Origin of the sequence: Bacillus amyloliquefaciens DSM 7 = ATCC 23350 (assembly GCF_000196735.1) — a bacterium.
Taxonomy (GTDB): domain Bacteria; phylum Bacillota; class Bacilli; order Bacillales; family Bacillaceae; genus Bacillus; species Bacillus amyloliquefaciens.
The window spans coordinates 2,990,220-3,015,417 of record NC_014551.1; the positions used below are offsets into that span (position 1 = coordinate 2,990,220).

Sequence of the window (25,198 nt, forward strand, 5' to 3'; positions counted from 1 at the left end):
CACAAAAAACTTCAGTCTCGGAACTGAAGTTTTTCACCATACATATACGCGGGCTTCATAAGGCTTTAATAGAACAGATGTCACATGCCGATGCGCTGTTGTTTCCATGTTTGCGAGCACGAGCGAATCGGAATCAAGCGGATAACCGGGATGCCTGTATAAGGCGGGGGTTTTGGACAGATTGGTGATGATCAGGGCGGTTTCCGTTCCGTCTTTTCTTACATAGGCATAAATCTGCCGGTCCTCCGGAAGCAGCAATTCATATGTTCCGCTGATCAATACGTCATGTTTTTTTCTGAGGGCGATCAGCCGTTTGTAGAAATGGTATACGGATGTTTCATCCTGCATTTGCGATGCAGCGTTCAGCCATGTGTGATTCGGGTTCACCCCGAGCCACGGGGAAGCATCAGAAAACCCGCCGTTCGCCGCGCCGCTCCATTGCATCGGTGTCCGTGAATTATCCCGGCCCTTTTTCCAGATGATTTTCATCACTTTTTCATGCGGAACACCGCGGGACGTCTCTTTTTCATACAGCTGTTTGCTTGCGACGTCGTCGTAATCTTCAATGGATGGGAACGAAACATTGGTCATGCCGAGTTCCTGCCCCTGGTAAATAAACGGCGTGCCTTTCATCAGCATATACATCGCCGCGAGTGCCTTGGCGCTTTCTTTCAAAAGCCGTTCGTCACCCCATACCGAAACGGAACGGGGCTGGTCGTGATTCTCCATAAATAACGCATTCCAGCCCTTACCTTCCAGACTGTTCTGCCAGCCGGACAAGACGCGCTTAAGCGCCGGAATACAGATACTTTGATTCTCATCCGTATCCCAGAGACCGAGGTGTTCAAATTGAAAAATCATATGAAAGACGCCGTTTTCTTCACCGGCCCAATCAGCCGCCTCCGCAGCCGTCACTCCGTTCGCCTCGCCGACCGTCATGATCGGATAGCGTGAAAATGTTTCCCGCTTCAGCTCTTTCAGGAGATCCATGATGCCTTCCCCATTCATATGATACGGGAAGGACGGGACATACGGGAGACCGTCCGGATTCGGCATATCAGGGAGACCTTCTTTTTTCTTAATATGAGAAATGGCATCCACCCGGAAGCCGTCTATGCCTTTATCAAGCCACCAGCGGATCATTTCATAAACAGACTGCCTCATCGATTCGTTTTCCCAATTTAAATCGGGCTGTTTTTTGTCAAACAGGTGAAGGTAATACTGATTTGTCCCTTGATCATATTCCCATGCCGATCCGCCGAAAATACTTTCCCAATTGTTCGGCTCTTTGCCGTTTTTTCCGTCTCTCCAGATGTACCAGTCCCGTTTTTCGGAATCCTTCGCTGAGCGGGATTCGATAAACCAAGGATGCTCATCACTTGTATGGTTGACGACGAGGTCTATAATCAGCTTCATGCCGAGCGCATGAATATCCGCGAGGAGCCGGTCAAAATCCTTCATCGTCCCGAATTCGCCGGCAATTTGTTTATAATGCCGAATATCGTAGCCATTGTCCGCGCCCGGCGAGTCAAAAACGGGACAAAGCCAGATCACATCCGCCCCCAGCTCTTTTATGTAATGAAGCTTTGCTCTGATCCCGTTAATGTCGCCGATTCCGTCTCCGTTCGAATCCATAAAGCTTCGGGGATAAATTTGATAGACGGCCGCCGTTTTCCACCAATCCGTTTTCATACCGCCACTCCTTTCATTACAGCATATGAAGGAGCGGGATGAAGAAGCATTTTTTTCAGAAAAAAAGCCTCATTGCAAAAAGCAGGAGGCTCAGAAATCAGTTTTTTTAATTTCAACAAAGCGGATATGGTGGTCTTCAGCTTCCAGCACCTTGAATTCACACCCTTCGGCATGAAACACGTCGCCGTTTTTCAGCTCCATTTTTTGTGTTAAGAGCCATCCCGCGATCGTGTCAATGTCTTCATTTTCGATGGCGATATCAAGGAGGTCATTCACCTCTTCTATCAGCGCTTTGCCGTCCATCACATAATGGTGTTCGCCTTTTTTGACGATGTGCGGCATTTCATCCTGGTCATATTCATCGCGAATTTCCCCGACGATTTCCTCCAATATGTCTTCGACGGTCACAAGCCCCGCCGTACCGCCGTATTCGTCAACGAGAATCGCCATATGAATCCGCTCCTTCTGCATGCGGATCAAAAGTTCCTGGACCGGGATGCTTTCAATCACTCTGATGACCGGACGCATAATTTCTTTTAATTCAATGGAACGGCCGAGAAAATACGCCTTAAATAAATCCTTATTGTTAATAATGCCGAGAATGTGGTCTTTGTCTTCCTTAATAACCGGATATCGCGTATACCGCTCGTTGATGATCAAATGAATGGCTTCATCAACTGACTGGTCAAGCGAGATGGCGGCGATTTCGGTGCGCGGCACCATAATTTCTCTGGCGACCCGGTTATCGAATTCAAATATTTTGTTGACGTAACGGAATTCAGATTGATTGATTTGACCTTTTTTATAGCTTTCGGATAAAATCACCCGCAATTCCTCTTCACTGACAACGACTTCATGTTCTTTCACTGAATGAAAGCCGAACAGTTTGACCAAAAATCCGGCCGAGCCGTTTAACAGCTTGATAAACGGATACATCACTTTATAAAAGAGAATGAGCGGTTTCGCCGTCCACAGACTGACGGCTTCGGCTTTTTGAATGGATATCGTTTTCGGTGCAAGTTCGCCGATGACGACGTGCAGATACGTGACGGCGATAAACGCCGCAATAAACGTGACGACGTGCGTAATGGATGACGGCATTCCGATCAGGCTGAAAACAGGAAGAAGAATCCGCTGAATCGTCGGTTCACCGAGCCAGCCGAGTCCGAGCGCCGTAATCGTAATGCCGAGCTGGCACGCTGATAAGTACTCATCGAGATTTGAAATAACCCTGTGCGCCGCAAGCGCCCGGCTGTCTCCGGTTTCAACCAGTTCCGCAATTTTTGATCCGCGGATTTTTACGATCGCAAATTCCGCCGCCACAAAGATGGCCGTTAATCCGATTAACAGCATAATGAGAATCAGTTTTAATATAAGCAAAAAAACCCCTACCGCAAACGGTAAGGGGCCACCTCCTTCGTGTTAATTCTCATTACGACCGTTTAAGAAAATCATCACAAAACGAAGCAGCTCGAATAATGAAACGAGCGCCGCAGCCACATACGTCAGCGCGGCGGCGTTCAGCACTTTATTCACGCCGTGTTCTTCACTGTTGCGAATGAATCCTTCCGACACGATAATCCGCTTCGCCCTCGCGCTGGCATTAAACTCGACAGGCAGCGTGACAAGCTGGAAAAAAACAGCGGCAGAGAATAAAATAATGCCGAGTCCGATTAAATTCAAGCTGCCCAGGAGCATCCCGCCCAAGAAAAGCAGAGGGGCGACCCCGGAGGCAAAATTGACGACCGGAAAAATTTTGTGTCTCAGCACAAGCGCGCCGTATGATTCCTGATGCTGCAAAGCATGTCCGACTTCATGGGAAGCGACGGAAATGGCGGAAATGGAGCGGCCGTAATATACCGGCTCAGATAAACGCACCACCCGTTCCGTCGGGTCGTAATGGTCTGTTAAAGTGCCTCTTACCGGTTCTACCGGCACATCATATAAACCGTTTATATCAAGAATCCGTCTTGCCGTTTCCGCCCCCGTCCGCTGACTGGAAGCTTCCACGTCTGAGTATTTCTGAAAATTGCTTTTCACTTTAAATTGTGCCCAAAACGACAATCCCAATGCAGCAATTGTTAAAAAGACAAACAGCATATTATCCTCTTCCTTTTTCTCTTATATCGTACGAACTGCTTATATATTATTTTAATGAATGGCCGCTTTCCTGTACAGAAATCCGCTTCTTTTTTCTGACAGGAATCAAACCTGCGAGCATGATCAGAAAACACCCGGCCATTGCAGTATAAAACGGAAACGTGCCAACGGTCCCCTTTGCAAAAGCAAGCCATGAAAAGCCGCCGGACATATGATTGTATCCATTCAAATCGAAAATAAGCAATACGGCCGCTGAAGCGAGCAGCTGCGCTCCGGCCAGCGCCGCCAGCACTTTTTGAATGACTGTCATCTGACTCACCCTTTTTCGGTCCGTTTCTTTATCATATGAAAAAAACCGGGTGAATATGTTTTCGCCGATTTTTGAAAGACATCAAATGAACTGGGACATACTGTATAAAAAAAAGATACAGGTGTGATCCATCATGAAAGTGACAAATGGCGAAAAAGAACAGCTGAGCAATGCGATAGACAGAATGAATGAGGGGCTTGACGTCTTTATCCAGCTCTATAATGAATCGGAAAACGACGAACCTCTCATTCAGTTCGAGGATGAGACGGCCGAGTTAATCAGACAGGCGCGTGACTCATACGGCCAGGAACAGCTGAACGAAAAATTAAATACCATTATTAAGCAGATTTTGTCCATTTCTCTGTCGAAGGAAGAGCCGGACGAATGAAATCAAACCGTATCTTTATTTCCTGGCTGAGATGGCCGTTATATATTCGGATCGGATTGATCATTATCGCCTTGATCTTATTGTTCGGTCAATTGATTTACATGCTTGAACCGAAGCAATTCACGTCTGTGTTTGAAGGGATTTGGTGGGCGGTTATTACAGTGGCTACGGTCGGCTACGGCGATTACGTGCCCCAGACGCCGCTCGGGCAGATTGCCGGCATGGTGCTTGTATTAAGCGGAGCGAGTTTTGTGACCGCCTATTTCGCCACGCTTTCTTCAGCCGTGTTCAGCAAACAGCACCGCTATGTCGAAGGAAGGGTCGCCTTTAAAGGCAAGGGGCACGTCATTCTTGTCGGATGGAATGAGAAATCACATATGCTTCTGAAAGAGCTGCAGCACTTCGCACCATCAAAAACCGTCGTCCTGATCGATGATTCATTACGAGAAGGGCCGCTTATTGAGAACGTCCATTTCATCCGCGGACACGCTGCTGACGACGGCACGCTCAATAAGGCGAATATTACGGAAGCCGATACCGTCATTCTGACAGCAGACCAGCAGAAGAATGAAGCGGAAGCTGATATGCTGTCGGTATTAACGCTGCTCGCCATCAAAGGGCTGCATCCGTCCGTGTATTGTATCGTAGAAATTTTAACGGAACGGTATGTCAAAAACGCCGAACGCGCCGGAGCCAATAAGATTCTGTGCACATCACGGCTGTCGAGCCGGGTGATGTTTGAGCATTACCGGGTCAAGCTGCAGCTTGCCAAACCGCAAACGCTGTCCGATCTGACGCTGGAGAAAAAGGTTCGCATCATTCCCGTCCCCGAGGAATTAAAAGGCTTATCTTATTATGATTGTGCGCTCTATTATCTCAAGCGGAATACCACGATCATCGGCATACAAAAAGAAGAGGGGCCGATGCTTACCCCTCCCTTGTCATACCACGTGCTCAGCACTGATCTGTTTTTGGCTCTTTAATGCAGCAGAACATCTTCAAGCTCTTTCACGAGTGAAATGCCGATATCGATATATGAACGGTCAATTGCTGCATCCCGGCGTTTCGGCTCGGAGAATTGGTTGAATAATGATTCAAAAACACCGCCGCCTGCTGTATCATCCGTTTCCTGCTGATAGACGTGCCTCAGCAAAAAGGGCGTGCCGATTGTAACGGCAGCCCCCCGTTCATCCAGCCGTCCTTTATTTGCTTCAACAGGGATACGGAGAAATAAATAGCCGTCCTGATCGGAAATTTTATAATCAAAGAATCCCCGGTCATACTCCCAGCCGCCTCCGATGGTATAACCGATCGGTTTCAGCACCTGTTCCAATTCGCGGAATAAAAAAGATTGCCCTTCAAGTGAAGATGGTATGCTGATCATGTAAATATGCTCCTTTTAGTCTTTAGCGTCCCCGCTCTGCGGCATCTTCATACGGCTTCCGGGAAGAATCAGGAGCCGCTGACAGACGCTGAAAAGAGAAAACGGCGCATTCAATCAGAAAATACGTCACAATTGCGGACGCAGCGGCTTCAGGTGAAATAAAGAAAACGGCGGCATAGAGACAGCACTTCGTAATCAGCGAATGCATCCGGCCAATCTTCAGTTTCAGCCGGACCATATCCGTAAAAAACCCGAGTGGAAGAGCGAAAAACAGGATGGTTTGTAAGAGGACAGCGGAAGAAGGATTCAGCGCAGGATAGACAATAACGGCGGAACAGACGGAAATGACGGCATGCTTCCATAAGAGTCGTGCCAATTCATCATCACACCTTTCACGGTTTAAAAAAGGCTGACCCGTCATGCGGCGGGCCAGCCATTCTTTTTATTTTTCAAGGCGTTTTTCAAGCTCTGCTTTTTTCTCTTCAAATCCCGGTTTGCCGAGAAGCGCGAACATATTCACCTTATAGGCTTCAACACCCGGCTGATCAAACGGGTTGACTCCGAGCAGGTAACCGCTCATCGCCACCGCTTTTTCAAAGAAATAGACGAGATATCCAAATGTATATGCGTTAAGCTCCGGAATGTTGACAATTAAGTTAGGCACTTTTCCGTCTGTATGGGCAAGCATCGTGCCTTGGAACGCTTTTTTGTTGACGAAATCGACCGTTTTGCCGGCTAAATAATTTAAGCCGTCAAGATCATTTTCCGCTTCTTCAATAGTCAGCTCATGCTTCGGTTTTTCAACGTTTAATACAGTTTCAAACAGATCGCGTCTGCCTTCCTGCACGTATTGTCCGAGAGAGTGAAGGTCTGTTGAGAAGTTAGCGGAAGAAGGATAGATTCCTTTCTCGTCTTTTCCTTCACTTTCGCCGAAGAGCTGCTTCCACCATTCTGCAAAGTATTGCAGCGCAGGCTCGTAGTTGATGAGCATTTCAATGGTTCTTCCTTTATTATACAGAACATTGCGGACGACGGCGTATTGATAAGCCGCATTCTCTTCTAATTCCGAGCTGGAAAAGTCTTTGCTTGCATCCAGAGCGCCCTTCATCATTTCATCGATATCAGCCCCGCTTACCGCAATCGGCAGAAGGCCCACCGCAGTCAGAACGGAGAAACGTCCGCCGACATCATCAGGAATAACGAATGATTCAAAGCCTTCTTCATTAGAAAGCGTTTTTAAAGCGCCGCGCTCTTTATCTGTCGTCGCGTAAATCCGCGCTTTCGCTTCTTCTTTTCCGTATTTTTCTTCTAGAAGTTTGCGGAAAATCCGGAAAGCGATCGCAGGCTCCGTCGTCGTGCCGGATTTAGAAATTACATTGATAGAGAAATCAGCGTCTTCCAAAAGATCCATAACGTCTTTCATATAAGTTGAGCTGATATTGTTGCCGATAAAGATAACTTGAGGGTTTTTGCGTTTATCTTTCGGCAGGACAATATAGAAAGAATGATTGAGCGCTTCAATCGCCGCCCGGGCGCCTAAGTATGAACCGCCGATTCCGACGACGAGGAGCACGTCTGAATCTGATTTAATTTTTTCAGCGCTTTTTTTAATGCGCGCGAATTCTTCTTTATCGTAGTTTTCAGGGAGGTCCACCCAGCCTAAAAAGTCGCTTCCGGCGCCTGTTTTTTCATGGATATTATGGTGTGCCGTTTTTACGAAATCACGTGCGTATGTAAGTTCATGTTCATTGAAAAATGGTAACGCTCTTGAGTAATCAAAGCGTACATGCGTCATTTGCTTGTCCCTCCATAACGGTGAATTGTTTTCTCTTTCACTTTATATGAACTCCACCGCTAAATCAAGTCATGAAGAAGGCCGGGTGACTGCGGGATTTACGCAATCACTCCGGCCGGAAACCTGATCTTACAGAGACGCCTTCAGTATCGCAAGCACGTCATCTTTGTTCAGTTTTTGGAAATTGCCGAATCCGCCGTGTTCCATTTCTTTTGCGGCGATGTCTGCGATCAGTTCAAGCTTGTCTTCGCCGATGTCATAATCCGCAAGGCGGGACGGCGCGCCGAGGCTTGACCAGAACGCTGACAATTTATCGATACCTTCGAGCGCAATTTCTTTATCCGTTTTGCCTTCAGTATCAATGTCAAACATGTTGAGCATGAGGTTTTTAAAACGGTCTACATTTGTATCAAGCGTGTATCTCATCCAGTTCGGGAACAAAATCGCGAGTCCTCCCGCGTGAGGGATGTCATATACGGCTGATACGGCGTGCTCCATCGTGTGGGAAGCCCAATCGCCGAAATAGCCCATCTGCAGCGTGCCGTTTAATGCGATCGTACCCGCGTATAAAATCGTTTCGCGGTGCTTATAGTTCCCGAGGTCTTCCAAAAGCTTCGGCGCTGTTTCAATTACCGTCTGAAGTACCGCAAAGCACATTCTGTCCTGAAGCGGCGTGTTTTCAACATTGTGGAAATATTGTTCAAATACGTGGCTCATCATATCCACCATGCCGTATACGGTTTGGTTTTCAGGTACGCTGAATGTATTCTCAGGGTCTAAAATGGAGAAACGCGGATGAGTGACATTGCTGCCCCATACGAATTTTTCATTTGTTTCCCAATTTGTGATAACGGAATCCGGGTTCATTTCAGAGCCAGTCGCCGCAAGCGTCAGCACCGTGCCGAACGGAAGCGCGTCCTGCGCTGTTACTTTTTTGCTGTAAATGTCCCATGCGTCGCCGTCATACTTCGCTCCGGCCGCAATCGCTTTTGTACAGTCGATGACACTTCCGCCGCCGACTGCGAGAAGAAAATCAATCTCATGCTGTCTGCACAGCTCAATTCCTTTATTCACCGTTGCCAGACGCGGGTTTGGTTCAACGCCCGCAAGCTCATGAACAGATGCGCCTTCTTCTTTTAAGATGCCTGTTACTTGGTCATACAGGCCGTTTCTCTTAATGCTGCCGCCTCCGTATACAAGCAGTACATTTTTCCCGTATTGCTTCAGCTCTTTTTTCAATTGGTCGATTTGACCTTTTCCGAAAATCAGTTTCGTCGGATTGTAGTACGTAAAGTTCTCCATTCACAATAACCTCCAAAAAAATCGTAAGGGAATTACTATAACACAGAAAAAAAGGAGCTGCCAATTCGGCCGCCCCCTTTATTTGATTACAATGATGCTTTCAGTATCGCAAGCACATCTTCTTTTTGCAGTGATTTGAACTGTCCGAATGCGCCGTTTGCCATCGCTTTATCAGCAATCGTATCCAGCTTCTCGTCAGAAATGTCATAATCAGCGAGTCTGTTCGGAGCGCCGAGGCTCGTCCAGAACGCAGACAGCCTGCTGATCCCTTCAAGCGCGATCTCTTCATCTGATCTGCCTGTCTCGGCAATATCAAAGACACGGACGGCAAGCTGTTTAAAGCGGGCCGGATTTTCTTTGAGTACATGTCTCATCCAGTTCGGGAACAGAATCGCCAAACCTCCCGCGTGCGGTATATCGTAAACCGCAGACACCGCATGCTCGATGTTGTGTGTGGCCCAATCCCCTCTTGCGCCCATTGACAGCATTCCGTTCAATGCGATTGTGCCTGTATATAAAATCGTCTCACGAAGCTCGTAGTTCTCCAGATCATTGATCAGCTTCGGCGCTGTTTCAATCACCGTGCGCAGAAGCGATTCACACATCCGGTCCTGATACGGCGTGTTTGACGTGTGGTGGAAATATTGTTCAAATACGTGGCTCATCATATCGACCATGCCATAAATGGTGTGGTCTTTTGGAACGGTAAATGTGTTTACCGGATCAAGAATAGAGAATTTAGGATAAACGAGCGGGCTTCCCCATCCGTATTTCTCTTGTGTCTCCCAGTTTGTGATGACTGATCCGGAGTTCATCTCTGATCCGGTCGCCGCAAGCGTCAGCACTGTTCCGAACGGCAGCGCTTCTTTCGGCTGGTGTTTTTTCGTGACGATATCCCATGCGTCACCATCATATTTAGCACCCGCCGCGATGGCTTTCGTGCAGTCAATGACACTTCCGCCGCCGACGGCCAATAAGAAATCGATGTTGTTTTCTTTACAGAGCGCAACACCTTTGTTTACCGTTGAGACACGCGGATTCGGCTCTACGCCTGCCAATTCATGTACGGTAACTCCTGCTTTTTTCAGCAGCTCGGTTACTTGATCGTAAAGACCGTTGCGCTTAATGCTGCCGCCTCCGTATACGAGCAGCACGTTTTTTCCGTACGGCTTGATTTCTTCAGGAAGTTTTTCAACCTCTCCCTTTCCGAAAATCAATTTCGTCGGATTCCAATATGTAAAGTTTTGCATGACATCTCCTCCTTTGGATTTATATTATGCAGAAAGATGACGTTCAATGTAAAGCAATCCGCTTTTTTGACGGCACATCATACGGTTTACAGACGTCGTAACCTCGGGAATGGCACAGATATAGCTTGAAACAGTGTGATTTTCACGGCGGAGAATGTAGTATGCATAGATTCTTTGCTTTGTCACAATCTATAACTGTTTCACGAATTCATAGAGGAGGTTGTTTACATGAGTGTTATTCAGCGTATCTGTCTCGTTTTAACGATTATCGGCGCTATTAACTGGGGACTGATCGGATTTTTCCAATTTGATTTAGTAGCAGCCATCTTCGGCGGCCAAGGATCAGCTCTGTCGCGGATTATTTACGGCCTTGTCGGCATCGCCGGTCTGATCAATCTCGGCCTGCTGTTTAAGCCGAACGAAGAAACATCCCGCGAGGAAGCAACAAATCCGGAAGTCAGATAAACATAAAAAAAGCACCGAACATACATATCCGGTGCTTTTTTTTGATGCTTATTTTTTGATAAGGTCTTTGCGGTTGGACTGTTCAATCCACTCTTCAAGCTTATCTTTCAGTGTGTTGAAACCTTGCGGAGCAGAAGCTTCTTCAGAAACTTGAGCCGCTTTTGGTTTTCTTGGTTTGCTTTCTTTTCTTTCAGGCGCAGCTTGAGTCGCACGGATAGAAAGGCTGATTTTACCTTTTTCTTCGTCAACTGCAAGTACTTTTACTTGTACTTCGTCACCGATTGAAAGATGTTCATTGATGTCTTTTACGAAACCGTGAGTGACTTCAGAAATGTGCACAAGTCCTTGAGTTTCTTCATCTAATGCAACAAACGCACCATACGCTTGTAATCCTGTTACTTTACCAGTGTAAACACTGCCCACTTCAAATTTTGCTGCCATTCATAACAACTCCTAAGTTAAATTAAATACAGTTTATACGCAATTTAAAATTATATCATACAAGTTTGTTTTTCGCAAAGAGAACTTTTTTTATGAGGATGTTTAAGCACGGAAAAAGGAGGGTATACTATGTTTACGAAGGCTTTCTAGTATTCCCCCCCTTTTATTTGGATGCGAACTGGGTTCGTATCTTTTTTTATGCCCTTTTTTCAACAAACCGTTTGATTCTGACGAGCGCTTCCTGAATCTGCTCAATGGATGTTGCATAGGAGCATCTGATGTACCCTTCGCCGCTCGGGCCGAACACATTCCCCGGAACGACGGCTACTTTTTCTTCAAGAAGCAGCTGTTCTGCGAATTCTTCTGAACTCATGCCGGTCGACTGAATGGAAGGAAAGGCGTAAAATGCTCCGCCGGGGTGGTGGCAGCCGAGTCCGATTTCGTTCAGCGTTTCCACAATGAGATTTCGGCGTCTCCGGTAGCTTTTTTTCATTCTTTCCACGTCTTCCTGACCGTTTTTCAGCCCTTCAAGCGCCGCGTACTGCGCCATAGAAGGCGCGCACATCATCGCGTGCTGATGAATTTTGAGCATGGCGTCCCTGATCACGGGAGGCGCAGCCGTAAACCCGAGTCTCCATCCCGTCATGGCAAATGCTTTGGAGAACCCTGAAATAAGAATCGTCCGCTCCTTCATGCCGCGGATGGCCCCCATACTCGTGAATGGCTCGTCATACGTCAATTCGGCATAAATTTCATCGGCGAGCACAATGATGTCGTGTTTTTCAGCGAAAGCAGCGATTGATTCAAGCTCTTCTTTTGAATAGACGGAACCTGTCGGATTTGACGGCGAACAAAGAAGCAGCGCTTTTGTTTTGTCCGTCAGAGCCGCTTCAAAATCGGCTGCTGATGCTTTGAACCCTTTTTCAGCGGTAGTCTGAATCGGCACCGGCTTCGCTCCCGTCAGTGTCACGAGTGATTCATAGGCGACAAAACACGGTTCGGGAATTAACATTTCCTCTCCCGGATTCATAATGGCGCGGACAGCGAGATCAAGCGCCTGGCTTGCCCCTACCGTAACAATCAGTTCACTGTCAGGCGAATAATTCAGGCCGAACCGCTGATCTAAATAGCGGCTGATTTCTTCTCTCAGTTCATAAAGACCCGCATTTGCCGTATAAGCCGTATAGCCCTGTTCTAAAGAAAGAATACTCGCTTCCCTCACGTTCCAGGCCGTCACAAAGTCAGGTTCCCCCACTCCCAGTGAAATGACGCCTTCCATCGTAGCGGCCAGATCAAAGAATTTGCGGATGCCTGACGGTTTAATCTGCTGCACATAGTCAGATAAATAAGAAGTCTTCGTTTCCATTTACGGAGACACCACGATTCTTTTGTCATCGTCTCCGCTTTCAAAGACTTTGCCGTCATGCTTATATTTTTTCAGAATAAAGTGCGTTGTCGTGGAAACGACGGAATCAAGGGTGGACAGTTTTTCAGACACGAAGCTCGCAACGTCTGACATCGTGTTGCCGCGAATAACGACAGATAGGTCATACACCCCTGACATCAGGTATACTGATTCAACTTCCTGGAATCTGTATATCCGTTCAGCGACTTCATCAAAGCCAACATTTCGTTTCGGAGTGACTTTTACGTCAATCATCGCCGTGACGCCTTCCAAACCGTCGACTTTGCGCCAATCAATCATAGCTGCATAATCAATGATGACTTTTTCCTTTTCAAGCTTTTCAATGATGCTTTTGACTTCATCGGCGGGAATGTTCGCCATTTTTGCAATCGTTTCCGCGTCAACGCGGCTGTTTTCGTCTAAAATTTCTAATATTTCTGTTTCTTTTTCGGTCAGCTTCATATGTTTCACACCTTTGCATTATCAAAAATCTTCATGACATTATATCACGATTTTCGACAAATGCTAAGAAAAACCCGAAAGAAACCGGAGCTAAAATCTGACAATCAAAAAAGCCTTTACATCACAACAAAGAAAGGATGGCGAAGCCTTTTATGGAAGCTGTTTCACCGATTAAACGGGCCGCGATACACGGAGTTGAGCTGTATTACGAGCATTATGAAAATCCCGGCAGAGACACACTCGTCTGCGTACACGGTTTTTTATCTTCGGCATTCAGCTTCAGAAAACTGATACCGCTGCTCAGAAACCATTATGATATTATCGCCGTTGACCTGCCTCCTTTCGGACAATCGGAAAAATCACGGACGTTCGTATATACTTATGCAAACCTCGCCAAGCTTCTGATCGGACTTCTTGAAAAGCTCAATATCAGCCGGGCCGCGCTCGTCGGCCATTCGATGGGCGGCCAGATTTCCTTATCCGCGTCTCTTCTTAAACCAGAGCTTTTTTCTAAAATCGTCCTGCTGTGCAGCTCGGGGTATTTAAAACGCTCGCATCCGTCGATTATATTCGGAACGCATATCCCTTGTTTTGACTTGTATCTTAAGTATTGGCTTTCAAAAGACGGCGTGCTGAAAAACCTGCTAAATGTCGTACATGACCGGACGCTTATCGACCAGGAAATGATTGACGGTTATGAAAAACCATTTACAGACCGGCAGATTTTCAAAGCAATGACAAGGTTCATCAGGCACAGGGAGGGCGATTTGGACTCTGAAGATTTGAAGAGAGTACAAAACCCCGCTCTTTTAATATGGGGGGAAGAAGACCGGGTCGTGCCGGTCTCAGTCGGAGAACGGCTTCACCGCGACCTCCCGGATTCCATTTTGTATTCGCTTAAAGATACGGGGCATCTCGTCCCCGAAGAGCGTCCGGAGTTTGTTTCGGAGCGGATTTTTGAATTTATCCAATAACAAAAACCGGCGATATCGCCGGTTTTTAAGGGGTGCAGGAGCTGCTTTCTTTTATGAACAGCAGCTGCTCGGCCACCTTTTGGCAGCCTTCGATCGGAAGTTTTTGTTCAAATGAAGCTTCAAAGATATCCTGAATGGCTTCTGCCAGCTTGTCGGCACGATCTTCACGATAGACGGCCTGAACGATATCGACGGCTTCTGTCTCATAAAATTCTTCTCCATATTTAAACGGGTCCCACTTGGCAATGATTTTCATCATTCCCATGACCGCTTGGCTTTCTTCCATTTTCATCACCGCTTATAATAAAGTTTGCAAATCTATTTTACCATAGATACACTGTGAAAATAATGATACTACAGGAGTGACATACATGAACTTTGACCTTCGAGAAAACCGGCTTGGCACACAATCGGTGAAATGGGACACGGCAGAAGCGTTATTCGGCGTATCGGACGCACTTCCGATGTGGGTGGCCGATATGGATTTCCGAGCTCCCGAAGCGGTCACTGAAGCCTTAAAAGCCCGCCTTGACCACGGGATATTCGGTTATACGTCTCCTGACGAAAATACAAGAGAAGCCGTCGCTTCATGGCTTCATACTCGGCACGGCTACCGGCCCGATCCCGCAAGCATCGTGTTCAGCTCCGGGGTTGTCACGGCGATCAGCATGGCCGTACAGGCCTTTACCGAACCGGGAGATCCGGTTTTGATCCAGTCACCCGTGTATACGCCTTTTTATCAGATGATCGAGGAAAACAAACGGCGGGTTTTACATAACCCATTACGGGAAGAAAACGGAATCTACTGCATGGATTTTGAGGATATTGAGAAAAAGCTGAGCGATTCTGAGGTTAAGCTGATGATTCTTTGCAATCCGCACAATCCGTCCGGGAGAGCGTGGAGCCGGGATGAGCTTTTGAAGCTCGGATCGCTGTGCGCCGCCCATAACGTCACCGTCGTTTCTGACGAAATACATTCCGACTTGATGCTGTACGGAAAGCCGCATACGCCATTTGCTTCTCTGTCTGAGGATTTTGCGCGGATTTCCGTTACTTGTGTCGCGCCGAGCAAGACGTTTAATATCGCCGGCATTCAGGCATCCGCCATTATCATTCCCGATCGGTATAAGCGGGTGAAATTCTCCGCCGCATTGCATCAGAACGGAATTTCCAACCTCAACACATTTGCGGTTGCAGCAATCGAAGCCGCCTATACAAAGGGGGGCCCTTGGCTCGATGCGCTGATCCCTTACATTGAGGGAAATATGAAATTGGCTGAAGACTTTTTAAGAAAAGAATTGCCGAAAGTCCGCATGATGAAGCCTGACGCCTCCTATTTGATCTGGATGGATTTCAGCGAATACGGGTTTTCGGACGCAGAGCTCAGAGAAAGAATGCTCAAAAAAGGGAAAATCATTTTAGAACCGGGAACGAAATACGGACCCGGCGGCGAAGGATTTATGAGACTCAATGTCGGCTGTTCGGCCGCCGCCGTAAAAGAAGGGCTTGAGAGAATCAAAGCAGCGCTCGCTTAGCAGCCGAAAGAACGCCTTTATCCGAAGAGATAAGGGCGTTCTCTTTAGAGAAAAAATATACTTTTTTTGCCGGTAAAGATGTTATAATAGATTCATATTTACATAGGAAAGGATTTCGCATAAATGGAGATTGTAAAGGATTACCTGCTTCACTTCTCTTTTATACTATTCCCTATTTTTCTTTATCAAGTCTTCTGGCTCAGCAAGCCTGATTTGCTTGTGCCGAGAGCGAACCGCCTGCTGGTCGCCGTATTTGCAGCGTCATCTTCATTATTATGTACGGCATTTCCCATCCAGGAACTTCATACCGTCCGTTACGGATTGCAGCTGATTCCCATTATCGTCTGCCTGCTTTATTCCGGAACTGCCGCAGGACTTGCCGCAGGGGCAGTATCCGTTTTTTCTCAGCTCATATGGTTTGAACCTTCCGCTCTTTTTTTCTTATCCTTAATTCCTTTTTTAATCATCATTCCTATCCGGCTCCAATCGAAATGGCCTTTTTTTTCAAAGCGGAAGAAACTGCTTTTCGCTCTTCTCATCGGCTGCACTGAAGCCGTCCTATTAACCGCAGCTGTCTTCATCTATTCCGTAACCAATATTTTCAATTTTCAAAATCTATCTTCTATTTATTACGAGGCGGCAATATCCGTATTTTTTCAGGTCAGCGCCCTGGTGCTGTGCATTTATTTGATTGAGATCATTGATGAGAATGCGTCCATGCGGGCAAGGCTGATACACTCAGAAAAAATGGCTGTCGTCAGTGAGCTTGCAGCGAGCGTCGCCCATGAAGTCCGCAATCCGCTTACAGTCGTCAGAGGTTTTGTGCAGCTGCTGTTCAGCGGCGAACAGCTTCAGGACAAATCACACTCCGGGTATCAGAAGCTTGTGCTGTCCGAACTCGACCGGGCTCAGACGATCATAACGAATTATCTGGATATGGCGAAGCAGGATGATTATGAAAAGGAAAGGTTTGATATTTCTCTGCTCGTGAAGGAAACGAGTTCCTTAATGGAGTCATACGCCAATTTTAAATCGGTGACGGTTCGAAGCGAGCCGGATTTATATGTGTACGGGGACATAAAAAAACTGAAACAGGCCTTCATTAATCTGATTAAAAACAGTATTGAAGCTGTGCCTTCTGAAAACGGCCGAATCGAGGTCTCCGTTCAAAAACAGGAACAGATGATTCTCATTCAGATTACGGATAACGGAATCGGCATGTCCGACGACGAACTTCAGAAACTCGGCAAGCCGTATTATACACTGAAGACTAACGGCACCGGGCTCGGACTTACTGTGACATTCTCGATTATTCAGCATCATGAAGGCTCCGTCTATTTCACCAGCGGCGAGCACTCGGGCACAACGGCCTCCGTCAGGCTTCCGGCAGCTGTTCACTAGCCAATCGCGCTGATCTTTTATAGAATAAGCAGAGAGGTGAACGCTATGGATTCATTTGAAATCGGCACAATCGTAAAAGGGTTTTATAAAACAGGAGCATACATAGGGGAAGTGACAGACGTCAGGCCTAAGCACTATTTAGTAAAAATTAAAGCCGTTCTGACGCATCCCGCTCAAGGAGATCTTCATCATCCGAAGCAGGCGGATGTTCCGTTTTTTCATGAAAGAAGAGCGCTTGCATACGGGGAACAGACAAACATACCGCACCAGATGGTCAAACCGTTTGAAGGTGAAGTGCCTGATTATACGGCTTCCTTACAGGCTGCGGCTGCCCGGCTGAAAGATCAGCTCACAGCGGACGGCTCAGAATGGGCGAAACGATCGCTCGCCAGCTTGGCCGTGTTAGAGCGTGACTATTTTAAAGAACTTTGACCCAGTCGGCATGATTGGGTTTTTTTATGTGGCCCGGCGAAACAGTTCAGTCAGATCGACGCGATCGCCGATCGTCGGAGGTTGCGGTTTTTCAAGATATTGTTTATCGCGCTCGACAAGCTTGAATAACTTGTGAGTCGTCATCGCATCATCCAGCGCTTTATGATGCGTACCCGTCCCTTTATCGCCGTACTCTTCAGCCGCTTTCCACAGGCCCGTCAATGTTCTGTCACCGAAGAAGTTTTTGTATTCAAGGGACAGATCCCGGAGTTCTCCTTTAAATGGAAAAGGGATGTGGTTAAACATGCAATTTTGCTTTAACACTTTCATGTCCATATTGCCCCAGGTGACGATCGTGCAGTTTTTATCAGGATCAAGCTCATTTAATTTGCGGATGAATTCATTAAACGTGATTCCGCCGTCCACGTCTTCTTGAGTGATGTTCAGAAAGGTTTTGCACCGTTTCGTCAGCTTCCGAAATTTTTTCGGTTTGATATAACTTGAAAACGTTTCAGCCACTTCGTCATCCACCGTTTTGACAATCCCCGCTTCAATAATCTCGGGAAAGAAATTTTGCGGGCTGTATTTTCCGTCAGGCATCGTAAATTCGAAATCAATAATGAGCAGACTGCGCTGATCCACTTTTTTTACACCTGCCTTTCCTCCGATCAAAAATGATATTTTATGATAGTATATCAGTTTCCCCTCTGAAACTTTCTTCATTTTCTAAAAATAATGAATTTTCCTATATCCGCATCAAAAATACAAATACCGAATTCATTCCTATATACTTATTATTAGACACACGAAAAGTAAAGAAGGTGATGTTATTTCTGTCCGTAAGAAGAACTTCGTCGTCATTTGGATTACAAATTTCTTTGTTTCCGCCAGCATGACCATGATTGTTCCGTTTCTTTCGCTGTATATCGAATCGATCAGCCCCCACTCCGGCGGGTATGTGCAGAGATGGAGCGGGTATGTGTTCGGCGTCACGTTTTTAATGGCGTTTGTGATTTCTCCGTTTTGGGGAAGATTCGGCGATAAGCAAGGCTACAAAAAAATTCTTTTGATTACAGGAACCGGCATTGCCGCAAGCATTTTATTAATGGGGTTTGTGACATCGGTTTATCAGCTGTTTGTCCTGCGGCTGCTAATGGGCCTCGTGACAGGCTTTGTTCCGACATCGCTTGCCATGATTTCGGCGCAGACGCCGAAAGAAACTGCCGGGAAAACACTCGGCACCTTGCAGATGGGTCAGGTGTCAGGCACTTTATTCGGACCGATGCTGGGCGGGCTGCTCGCTGACAGCTTCGGGTTTACGTACACGTTTTTTATTACGTCCTTTGTCATTTTCGCATCCGTGCTGCTCGTTTTATTTCAGGTCAACGAGCAGCCGCTCGGCGAGAAACAAAGCAAGCGGAAAACCTATTCCAGAAAACAGGTGCTCTCCTATATTTTTCACCAGCCCGCGCTTTGGGCGATGATGGTGCTTACCATGATCGTGCAAACCGGCAATTTCAGCATTCAGCCGCTGCTTGCTTTATATGTCAATGAGCTGCACGGGCCTGTTAATTTAGCTTTTTTCTCCGGAATGGCGTTTTCAGCTACCGGACTCGGAAGCTTATTGCTTGCCCGGAAATGGGGAGACTTCGGCGACCGCTTCGGCCACAGCCGGATCTTAATCGTGCTTTTGATCGCATCAGCGGTGTTTTTTATTCCGCAGGCGCTCGCCTCCTCTCTCTCCATCCTTTTAGTCTTCAGATTTCTGTTCGGCATGGTCATGGGCGGCACGCTGCCCTGCATTACGGCAGCGATCCGCGTCAGGGCGCCGGGCAGCATTCAGGGTGAGGTGCTCGGCTATAACGTCAGCTTTCGGTTTCTCGGAAATGTGCTCGGCCCTCTGCTCGGAGGCGCGGTATCGAGCGGTTTTTCCATTTCGGCTGCTTTCTACGTCACCGCCTTTCTCTTTTTGGCAGGCGCGGGACTTTTATGGATGGCCGGACATCTGCAAAAGGATACAGCGTCAAATGCGGGCTGACCGATCAGCAATCACGATTTCTTCTAAATTTAACCTTCTCGTATTCTTAAAAGAATGATACGATATGGCTAGAAATCAGGAGAAAAGAGAGTGACCATGGTACGTAAAATAATCGGATGGATTTTGCTGCTTGGCATTATCCCGTTGTTTGCATTTACAGTTATTGCTTCCGGCAAAGAGGTAAAACAAATCAAGCCTTTTGATCAGGTGCTCGATAACCATATTGATTTAAAAGCAATCAATCTGGTTCAAAACAGTTACATGTATGACAGGGACGGAAGCCTTGTTTCTGAAATTGTCAGCGATCATGAGAACCGCGTAATCGTGCCCTTCAATAAAATACCGAATGAGGTAAAACAGCTGTTTTTGACCTCTGAGGACCGTCATTTTTATGAGCATAAAGGGTTTGATTTTATGGGGATGGTCAGGGCAGCCGCCTCCAATTTCAAAGATCATAAAATTGACCAGGGCGCCAGCACCATCACCCAGCAGCTGGCAAGGAACGTGTATTTAAGCCATGAACGCACCTTCAGCCGAAAACTGACGGAGCTGGCCTATTCCTATCAGCTTGAGAAAAAATACAGCAAAGATGAGATTTTAGAAGGCTACTTAAATACGATTTATTTTAATAACGGGGTATACGGTGTCGGTTCGGCGGCACAATTTTATTTCAGCAAGCCGCTGAAATCTCTCACCCTGGGAGAAATGGCTTTCATCTGCGCCATCCCTAATAACCCTACATTATATGATCCTCTCAAGCATTTTGACTATACGAAAAAACGACAAGTCAGATTGCTTAACGGATTAAAAAAAGCAGGCGTCATATCCGGAAAACAGCTTAAAAAAGCCGAAAAGGAACATATCAAACTTGATATAAACGAAAAAACAAACAAATATCCTGACTATGTTTCCTATGTAAATGATGAATTCACACAGCTTGTTTCATCATCTGAAGGCTATGACAAACGTCTTGAAAAAGCTTCCGGAAAGGCGAAACAAAAAATTCAGAGCGAGCTTTCCGAAAGAGTCAGCACGCTGTTGAAAGACGGTGTGAAGATTTATACGGCGCTGAATCCGTATATGCAAAATCAGGTCGTCGCCCAAGTGAATCAAAATCTGCCGTATGCAGGCGTTCAGGGCGGAGCGGCCGTGATTAATCATCAGACGCATCAGATTATCGCACTTTCTGGCGGGAAAGATTATCATAAATATGATTTCAACCGTGCCTATCAAGCTTACAGACAGCCCGGTTCTTCCATTAAGCCGCTGCTTGATTACGGGCCTTACATTGAAAAGACCGGCGCCACGCCAAACAGCAAGATTGACGCAAGCAAATTCTGCAGTGCGGATTACTGCCCGCAAAACTACAATAACCGCACGTACGGCACGGTAACGCTGGAAACGGCGTTTAAATACTCGTACAACACACCGGCCATCAGAATTATGGACCGCGTGGGCGTCAATAAGGCGTTCAGCTACCTTGAACCGTTTCATTTCGCGAAGCTGGTCAGCGCGGATTACCGTCTGCCTGCGGCGCTGGGCGGTTTTACAAACGGGATGACGCCTCTTGAAATGACCAATGCGTACACCACGTTCGGCAACAACGGCGTTTATACGCCGAGTCACGCGATTACTAAAGTGACTGATTTAAAAGGAAAAACGATATTAAAATGGAAAGACCAGCCGACGCAGGTTTTCAGCGTACGGACCAACATGCAGATCAAAGAAATGATGAAAGCCGTCGTTAAAAGCGGAACAGGAAAAAAAGCGAACTTTAAAGCTCCATACGTCGGCGGAAAATCAGGTACGTCAAATGACTATCACGACATGTGGTTTGTCGGCCTGACGGATGCATATACAATGGGGGTATGGGTCGGCAAGGATACACCGTCAAGCGTCGAATATCTTCATGACGCAAGCCCTCAGCTTTCGATCTGGAAAAACACGCTGCAAGCAGCCTATTAAAGATAACGGAGGGGATCCACCTTGAAACCAGCTCAGCTTCCGGACCGCGTACTATTGTTTGACGGCGTCTGCAACTTATGCAACGGCGCCGTTCAATTCATCATTAAACGCGATCCGGCCGGCCTGATCTCATTTGCTTCATTGCAATCAGATACCGCCCGTGAGCTTTTGGCATCAGAAGGACTTCCGACAGAACAATTTGACAGCATGATTTTTATCGAAAACGGGCGGATATACAGAAAATCCCAAGCGGTATTGAAAGTTGCCCGTCATCTCCGCGGAGCCTGGCGGCTGTCTTCGGTTTTTTTCGCAGTGCCCCGCCCCCTCAGGGACAGAGCCTATTCTTTCATCGCCCGGCGACGTTACAAATGGTTCGGAAAAAGGGAAGCATGCATGCTCCCCTCCCCTGAGATCAAAAACAGATTTCTGTCTTAACAAAAATGGCTAGCTTACACAGGTAAGCTAGCCATTATGCTATTATAAAGCTTGATAAAAATGTACAAAATACCGATAACAAAAGTAAACCAAAACAGAATCTCAAACAATATAAAACCGATCAGGGAAACGATCGAGAGCGTTGAATAGATTCTGTACACCATGAAGATCAAATATACGAGCGTGACGACGGCAAATAACGCCGCAATCCAGAAACCATTCTGCACAAGCGCAAAGGAAAGAATTCCTCCGCCTACATAAATTAAAGAGCCTAATCTGATTTTTTTCAGGTTGTCCCCTTCAGGGTCATTTGTGAAAAACAAAAGAGACAGCTCTGTTACTGTGTTTGCAATCAGCTTTAAAGCCGAAAAAAGCATAAAATACACAAGGGCGAACGCTGCAAAAAGCGCCAGTCTGATCCCTTTCTCGGAGAAATAATCCAGCATCCCCTGATACATGCCGAGCGACTGAAGCATCTTCATGGCATAAAGCGAGGTAGAAATGGATAATGACGAACTAAAAAGCAGAATCGCAACGAGCGGAAAATAACCCGTCCAATAAGTATTTTTCATATAATAAGTCCCTTTCTGTAATCTACCTCACTTATTATGGAGGACTTAAAACACATTGACAAGATAAAAAATTCCATTTTTCCTCACTTTTACGAAATATGAGCACGATCTTCACAAACCGGCTTTTTCGGAGTAAAGTAGAACGCGGGAATGATAAACGTAAGGAAGGCTGTTATGAAAAAAACATTAAAATTGCAAACCCGATTAACGATATTCGTCTGTATTGTCGTTCTGATCGCACTTTGTATCACTTTTTTCACCATCAGCGTCCAGACCGCAGACCGCGTGAAAGAAGAAGAACGGACAACCGCGCTGCGCACCGCAAAACTGGTCGCAGAAACACCGGGTGTCGCACAGGCATTGCAAACAAGAAAAGGGCTGAAAGAGCTCCGGGATTATACATTGGACGTCCAGCATACGACAGGAACCGAATTTGTCGTGGTTATGGATATGAACAGCATCCGCCTCACCCACCCCGACGCAAATAAAATCGGGAAGAAATTCACCGGCGGAGACGAGCAGCCGGCGATGCACGGCCATATCAAAACGAGCACATCAGCGGGAACGCTCGGGAAATCCATGAGAGCCTTCGTTCCGATCTATGGAAAAGATAAAAAACAAGTGGGCGTCGTTTCAGTCGGGATTTCGCTGAACAAAATACAGGATGTCGTAAGCCACAGTTTGAGACCGCTTTATTTCATTATCTGCGTAAGTATTTTTGTCGGCGTCATAGGAGCTGTGATTGTCGCCCGCACCGTCAAAAACATCATGTACGGTCTTGAGCCTTATGAAATCGCCACCCTGCTGGAAGAGCGGAGCGCCATGCTCGAATCCACGAAGGAGGGCATCCTGGCGGTTGACGCGCGGGGAAAAATTAAGCTTGCCAATGCGGAAGCGAAACGCCTTTTTATTAAAATGGGTATTCCGACTAATCCGGTCGATCAAGATGTGAACGATATTCTTCCGAAAAGCCGGCTGAAGCAGGTGATTGAAACGAAAAAACCGCTTCAGGACAGAGATATCCGCATTAACGGCCTAGAGCTGGTCTTTAATGAGGTTCCGATTCATCTGAAGGGGCAAACCGTCGGAGCAATCGCCACTTTCAGGGACAAAACGGAGGTCAAACATTTAGCAGAACAGCTGTCCGGTGTTAAAATGTATGCAAACGCGTTAAGAGCACAGTCCCATGAATTCATGAATAAGCTCCATGTCATTTTAGGACTTGTACAGTTAAAAGAATACGATGACCTCGGCACTTATATTAAAGATATCGCTATTCAGCAAAAGACGGAAACAAGCGAAATTATAAGCGATGTCAAAAGCCCGGTTCTCGCAGGGTTTCTTTTAGGAAAACAAAGCTACATACGCGAACAGGGCGCTGATCTGGACATTCAGCTTGGCAGCCTGATTCCGAATGCGGCGGATCCTGCCGTCATCCATGAGCTCATTACGATTATCGGAAATCTGTTAAACAACGCGCTTGACGCGGTGGCGCAGATGCCGAAAAAAAACATTACGTGTTCGATGCGGTTTCAGGATCGCCAGCTTAATATAGAAATTACGGACACCGGGGCCGGAATGTCTGCCGAAGACCAAACCCGCATTTTTGAACAGGGGTATTCCACGAAAGGAACAAACCGGGGATTCGGCCTCTATTTTACCCAGCAGGCAACAGAAAATTTAAAAGGCCACATGATTGTGACAAGTGAAAAGAATGAAGGAACGACTTTCAGTCTTCGCATTCCGTATGAACCGAAGGAGGAAAATGATGATTAATGTACTCATAGTTGAAGACGACCCCATGGTGGGTGAATTAAATAAACGCTATCTCAGCCAGATTGAAGGCTTTCAGCTGAAAGGGATCGCTTCATCCTTTCAAAGCGCGCTGCACGTGTTAAGCGAGCATCATATCGATCTCATCCTTCTTGACATTTACATGCCGGGAAAAAACGGGCTTGAGCTTTTAACGGAAATCCGCAAACAAAATGAATCGGTCGATGTCATCGTCATTTCAGCCGCAAGCGAGCTGGATGTCATCAAAAAAACGCTTCGGTACGGCGCCGTCGATTATTTAATCAAACCATTTGAGTTTGACCGTTTTCAAACCGCCCTTTCCGACTACAGACGCAAGCAGAAGGTTTATCAATCACACAGAAGCATGACACAGAAAGAATTGGATGCGGAGCTTTTTCAAAAGAAAGAAGCGGCTGAAAAAGTTCACCTTCCGAAGGGCCTGACAAAAAGCACGCTTAAACTCATCTGGGCAAGCATCGAATCTTTCGGAGACAGCTCTTTTACCACTGAAGATCTCGCCAAGCATACTGAAATCTCACAAGTTTCCATCCGGAAATACCTTAAATTTTTGGAGGATACTCAAGTGCTGAACGTAGAGATGGCGTACGGCACGATCGGCAGACCGGTCTTTCAATACCATATCAACACCGGCAATGTCAGCAGCATAAAACAATATTTATAATGTCAAAAAGCGCCGTTCCGCCGTGAACGGTGCTTTTTTACTGTCATCCCCCGTGACAAAATGCTATATAAGAATAATGACCCGGCGGAACCTCCTATAATTTATCCAGATGAGGAAATGGGTTCGTAAAATTGATATTTTTTAAAAATAAGCAAATTTCTATTTATTTATGGCGGGTAAAATGATAAATTATGATTGGTTAGCTGATCTTTTCAGGTAAGCCATAAGTCCCGAACCCGGAAGAGACAGCCGCTTAGGCGGGAAAAAGAGAGATCGTCTCATCATTATTATCAGAAAGTTTTTTCGATTCTGTATCCGGGACGGTGAATCGAGTGTGAAAGGAACAGCATCAGCCATATTTTACAGGGGGGTTATA

The 25,198-nt window shown here is 46.6% G+C and carries 27 protein-coding genes; 12 read left to right on the forward strand and 15 right to left on the reverse strand.

Going from position 1 to position 25,198, the window contains the following annotated elements; genetic code table 11:
• Positions 1 to 33: 33 nt before the first annotated feature.
• From BAMF_RS35440 to BAMF_RS35455, 4 genes are all read right to left on the reverse strand, one after another.
• Positions 34 to 1,692 carry a glycoside hydrolase family 13 protein gene (locus BAMF_RS35440; protein ID WP_013353354.1) on the reverse strand — a complete coding sequence of 553 codons (1,659 nt, stop codon included), beginning with the start codon at positions 1,690 to 1,692 and terminating at the stop codon, positions 34 to 36.
• Positions 1,693 to 1,782: 90 nt separating this feature from the next.
• Positions 1,783 to 3,072 (reverse strand): hemolysin family protein, encoded by a 1,290-nt coding sequence (locus BAMF_RS35445; RefSeq protein ID WP_013353355.1) that lies wholly within the window; start codon positions 3,070 to 3,072, stop codon positions 1,783 to 1,785.
• Between the two features lie 42 nt (positions 3,073 to 3,114).
• The gene (locus BAMF_RS35450) at positions 3,115 to 3,792 is read right to left on the reverse strand and encodes a zinc metallopeptidase (protein ID WP_013353356.1); all 678 of its coding nucleotides are present in this window, start codon (positions 3,790 to 3,792) and stop codon (positions 3,115 to 3,117) included.
• A gap of 46 nt (positions 3,793 to 3,838) precedes the next feature.
• Positions 3,839 to 4,102 carry a hypothetical protein gene (locus BAMF_RS35455; protein WP_013353357.1) on the reverse strand — a complete coding sequence of 88 codons (264 nt, stop codon included), beginning with the start codon at positions 4,100 to 4,102 and terminating at the stop codon, positions 3,839 to 3,841.
• Positions 4,103 to 4,235: 133 nt separating this feature from the next.
• Here BAMF_RS35455 and BAMF_RS35460 point away from each other — a divergent pair, with 133 nt between their 5' ends.
• Positions 4,236 to 4,490, forward strand: a complete 255-nt coding sequence (locus BAMF_RS35460; protein ID WP_013353358.1) for a protein mistic — start codon at positions 4,236 to 4,238, stop codon at positions 4,488 to 4,490.
• Positions 4,487 to 5,473: a potassium channel family protein gene (locus BAMF_RS35465; protein WP_013353359.1), complete on the forward strand. Its 987-nt coding sequence runs from the start codon at positions 4,487 to 4,489 to the stop codon at positions 5,471 to 5,473. The genes BAMF_RS35460 and BAMF_RS35465 overlap by 4 nt, the downstream gene beginning before the upstream one ends.
• Here the strand turns inward: BAMF_RS35465 and BAMF_RS35470 are convergent.
• The 5 genes from BAMF_RS35470 to BAMF_RS35490 all read right to left on the reverse strand — a co-directional run bounded on the left by BAMF_RS35470 (position 5,470) and on the right by BAMF_RS35490 (position 10,221).
• Positions 5,470 to 5,874, reverse strand: a complete 405-nt coding sequence (locus tag BAMF_RS35470) for a YugN-like family protein (RefSeq protein WP_013353360.1) — start codon at positions 5,872 to 5,874, stop codon at positions 5,470 to 5,472. The genes BAMF_RS35465 and BAMF_RS35470 overlap by 4 nt on opposite strands.
• 22 nt (positions 5,875 to 5,896) lie before the next feature.
• Positions 5,897 to 6,295 (reverse strand): hypothetical protein, encoded by a 399-nt coding sequence (locus BAMF_RS35475; RefSeq protein WP_013353361.1) that lies wholly within the window; start codon positions 6,293 to 6,295, stop codon positions 5,897 to 5,899.
• Positions 6,296 to 6,316: 21 nt separating this feature from the next.
• A complete protein-coding gene (locus BAMF_RS35480) occupies positions 6,317 to 7,669 on the reverse strand; it encodes a glucose-6-phosphate isomerase (protein ID WP_013353362.1) in 1,353 nt (450 codons plus the stop codon).
• A gap of 129 nt (positions 7,670 to 7,798) precedes the next feature.
• Complete coding sequence (locus tag BAMF_RS35485; RefSeq protein WP_013353363.1) at positions 7,799 to 8,971, reverse strand: iron-containing alcohol dehydrogenase; 1,173 nt, start codon at positions 8,969 to 8,971, stop codon at positions 7,799 to 7,801.
• A gap of 86 nt (positions 8,972 to 9,057) precedes the next feature.
• Positions 9,058 to 10,221: an iron-containing alcohol dehydrogenase gene (locus BAMF_RS35490; protein WP_013353364.1), complete on the reverse strand. Its 1,164-nt coding sequence runs from the start codon at positions 10,219 to 10,221 to the stop codon at positions 9,058 to 9,060.
• Positions 10,222 to 10,449: 228 nt separating this feature from the next.
• Here BAMF_RS35490 and BAMF_RS35495 point away from each other — a divergent pair, with 228 nt between their 5' ends.
• Positions 10,450 to 10,686 carry a DUF378 domain-containing protein gene (locus tag BAMF_RS35495; RefSeq protein ID WP_013353365.1) on the forward strand — a complete coding sequence of 79 codons (237 nt, stop codon included), beginning with the start codon at positions 10,450 to 10,452 and terminating at the stop codon, positions 10,684 to 10,686.
• Positions 10,687 to 10,734: 48 nt separating this feature from the next.
• Here the strand turns inward: BAMF_RS35495 and yugI are convergent, their stop codons facing one another.
• The 3 genes from yugI to BAMF_RS35510 form a co-directional block, all read right to left on the reverse strand.
• On the reverse strand, positions 10,735 to 11,127 hold the full coding sequence (gene yugI, locus BAMF_RS35500) for a S1 domain-containing post-transcriptional regulator GSP13 (RefSeq protein WP_013353366.1): 393 nt from the start codon (positions 11,125 to 11,127) through the stop codon (positions 10,735 to 10,737).
• A gap of 196 nt (positions 11,128 to 11,323) precedes the next feature.
• Entirely contained in the window at positions 11,324 to 12,493 is a 1,170-nt protein-coding gene (locus tag BAMF_RS35505; protein ID WP_013353367.1) for an aminotransferase, read from the reverse strand.
• A complete protein-coding gene (locus BAMF_RS35510) occupies positions 12,494 to 12,994 on the reverse strand; it encodes an Lrp/AsnC family transcriptional regulator (RefSeq protein ID WP_013353368.1) in 501 nt (166 codons plus the stop codon).
• Positions 12,995 to 13,146: 152 nt separating this feature from the next.
• Between BAMF_RS35510 and BAMF_RS35515 the strand changes: the two genes are divergently transcribed.
• Positions 13,147 to 13,968 (forward strand): alpha/beta fold hydrolase, encoded by an 822-nt coding sequence (locus tag BAMF_RS35515; protein WP_014470892.1) that lies wholly within the window; start codon positions 13,147 to 13,149, stop codon positions 13,966 to 13,968.
• 25 nt (positions 13,969 to 13,993) lie between these two features.
• On the opposite strand, the gene BAMF_RS35520 is transcribed toward BAMF_RS35515, so the two are convergent.
• Positions 13,994 to 14,254 (reverse strand): DUF1871 family protein, encoded by a 261-nt coding sequence (locus BAMF_RS35520; RefSeq protein ID WP_013353370.1) that lies wholly within the window; start codon positions 14,252 to 14,254, stop codon positions 13,994 to 13,996.
• Between the two features lie 85 nt (positions 14,255 to 14,339).
• Between BAMF_RS35520 and BAMF_RS35525 the strand changes: the two genes are divergently transcribed.
• From BAMF_RS35525 to kapB, 3 genes are all read left to right on the forward strand, one after another.
• Positions 14,340 to 15,503 carry a MalY/PatB family protein gene (locus BAMF_RS35525; RefSeq protein ID WP_013353371.1) on the forward strand — a complete coding sequence of 388 codons (1,164 nt, stop codon included), beginning with the start codon at positions 14,340 to 14,342 and terminating at the stop codon, positions 15,501 to 15,503.
• A 123-nt stretch (positions 15,504 to 15,626) separates the two neighbouring features.
• A complete protein-coding gene (locus tag BAMF_RS35530) occupies positions 15,627 to 16,904 on the forward strand; it encodes a sensor histidine kinase (RefSeq protein WP_013353372.1) in 1,278 nt (425 codons plus the stop codon).
• 45 nt (positions 16,905 to 16,949) lie between these two features.
• On the forward strand, positions 16,950 to 17,336 hold the full coding sequence (kapB, locus tag BAMF_RS35535; RefSeq protein WP_013353373.1) for a kinase-associated lipoprotein KapB: 387 nt from the start codon (positions 16,950 to 16,952) through the stop codon (positions 17,334 to 17,336).
• A gap of 24 nt (positions 17,337 to 17,360) precedes the next feature.
• On the opposite strand, the gene kapD is transcribed toward kapB, so the two are convergent.
• Positions 17,361 to 17,978 (reverse strand): 3'-5' exonuclease KapD, encoded by a 618-nt coding sequence (gene kapD, locus BAMF_RS35540; protein ID WP_041481739.1) that lies wholly within the window; start codon positions 17,976 to 17,978, stop codon positions 17,361 to 17,363.
• A gap of 151 nt (positions 17,979 to 18,129) precedes the next feature.
• On the opposite strand from kapD, the gene BAMF_RS35545 reads away from it, so the two are divergent.
• From BAMF_RS35545 to BAMF_RS35555, 3 genes are all read left to right on the forward strand, one after another.
• Positions 18,130 to 19,374 (forward strand): MFS transporter, encoded by a 1,245-nt coding sequence (locus BAMF_RS35545; RefSeq protein WP_076983678.1) that lies wholly within the window; start codon positions 18,130 to 18,132, stop codon positions 19,372 to 19,374.
• Positions 19,375 to 19,464: 90 nt separating this feature from the next.
• Positions 19,465 to 21,339: a transglycosylase domain-containing protein gene (locus BAMF_RS35550; protein WP_013353376.1), complete on the forward strand. Its 1,875-nt coding sequence runs from the start codon at positions 19,465 to 19,467 to the stop codon at positions 21,337 to 21,339.
• 21 nt (positions 21,340 to 21,360) lie between these two features.
• Positions 21,361 to 21,774: a thiol-disulfide oxidoreductase DCC family protein gene (locus tag BAMF_RS35555; RefSeq protein ID WP_013353377.1), complete on the forward strand. Its 414-nt coding sequence runs from the start codon at positions 21,361 to 21,363 to the stop codon at positions 21,772 to 21,774.
• 14 nt (positions 21,775 to 21,788) lie between these two features.
• On the opposite strand, the gene BAMF_RS35560 is transcribed toward BAMF_RS35555, so the two are convergent.
• Positions 21,789 to 22,346: a YufK family protein gene (locus BAMF_RS35560; RefSeq protein WP_013353378.1), complete on the reverse strand. Its 558-nt coding sequence runs from the start codon at positions 22,344 to 22,346 to the stop codon at positions 21,789 to 21,791.
• A 174-nt stretch (positions 22,347 to 22,520) separates the two neighbouring features.
• On the opposite strand from BAMF_RS35560, the gene malK reads away from it, so the two are divergent.
• Together malK and BAMF_RS35570 are read left to right on the forward strand one after the other, a co-directional pair.
• Positions 22,521 to 24,122 (forward strand): malate sensor histidine kinase MalK, encoded by a 1,602-nt coding sequence (gene malK / locus BAMF_RS35565; protein WP_013353379.1) that lies wholly within the window; start codon positions 22,521 to 22,523, stop codon positions 24,120 to 24,122.
• Complete coding sequence (locus tag BAMF_RS35570) at positions 24,115 to 24,822, forward strand: response regulator (RefSeq protein WP_013353380.1); 708 nt, start codon at positions 24,115 to 24,117, stop codon at positions 24,820 to 24,822. The genes malK and BAMF_RS35570 overlap by 8 nt, the downstream gene beginning before the upstream one ends.
• The last annotated feature ends 376 nt before the right edge of the window (positions 24,823 to 25,198 follow it).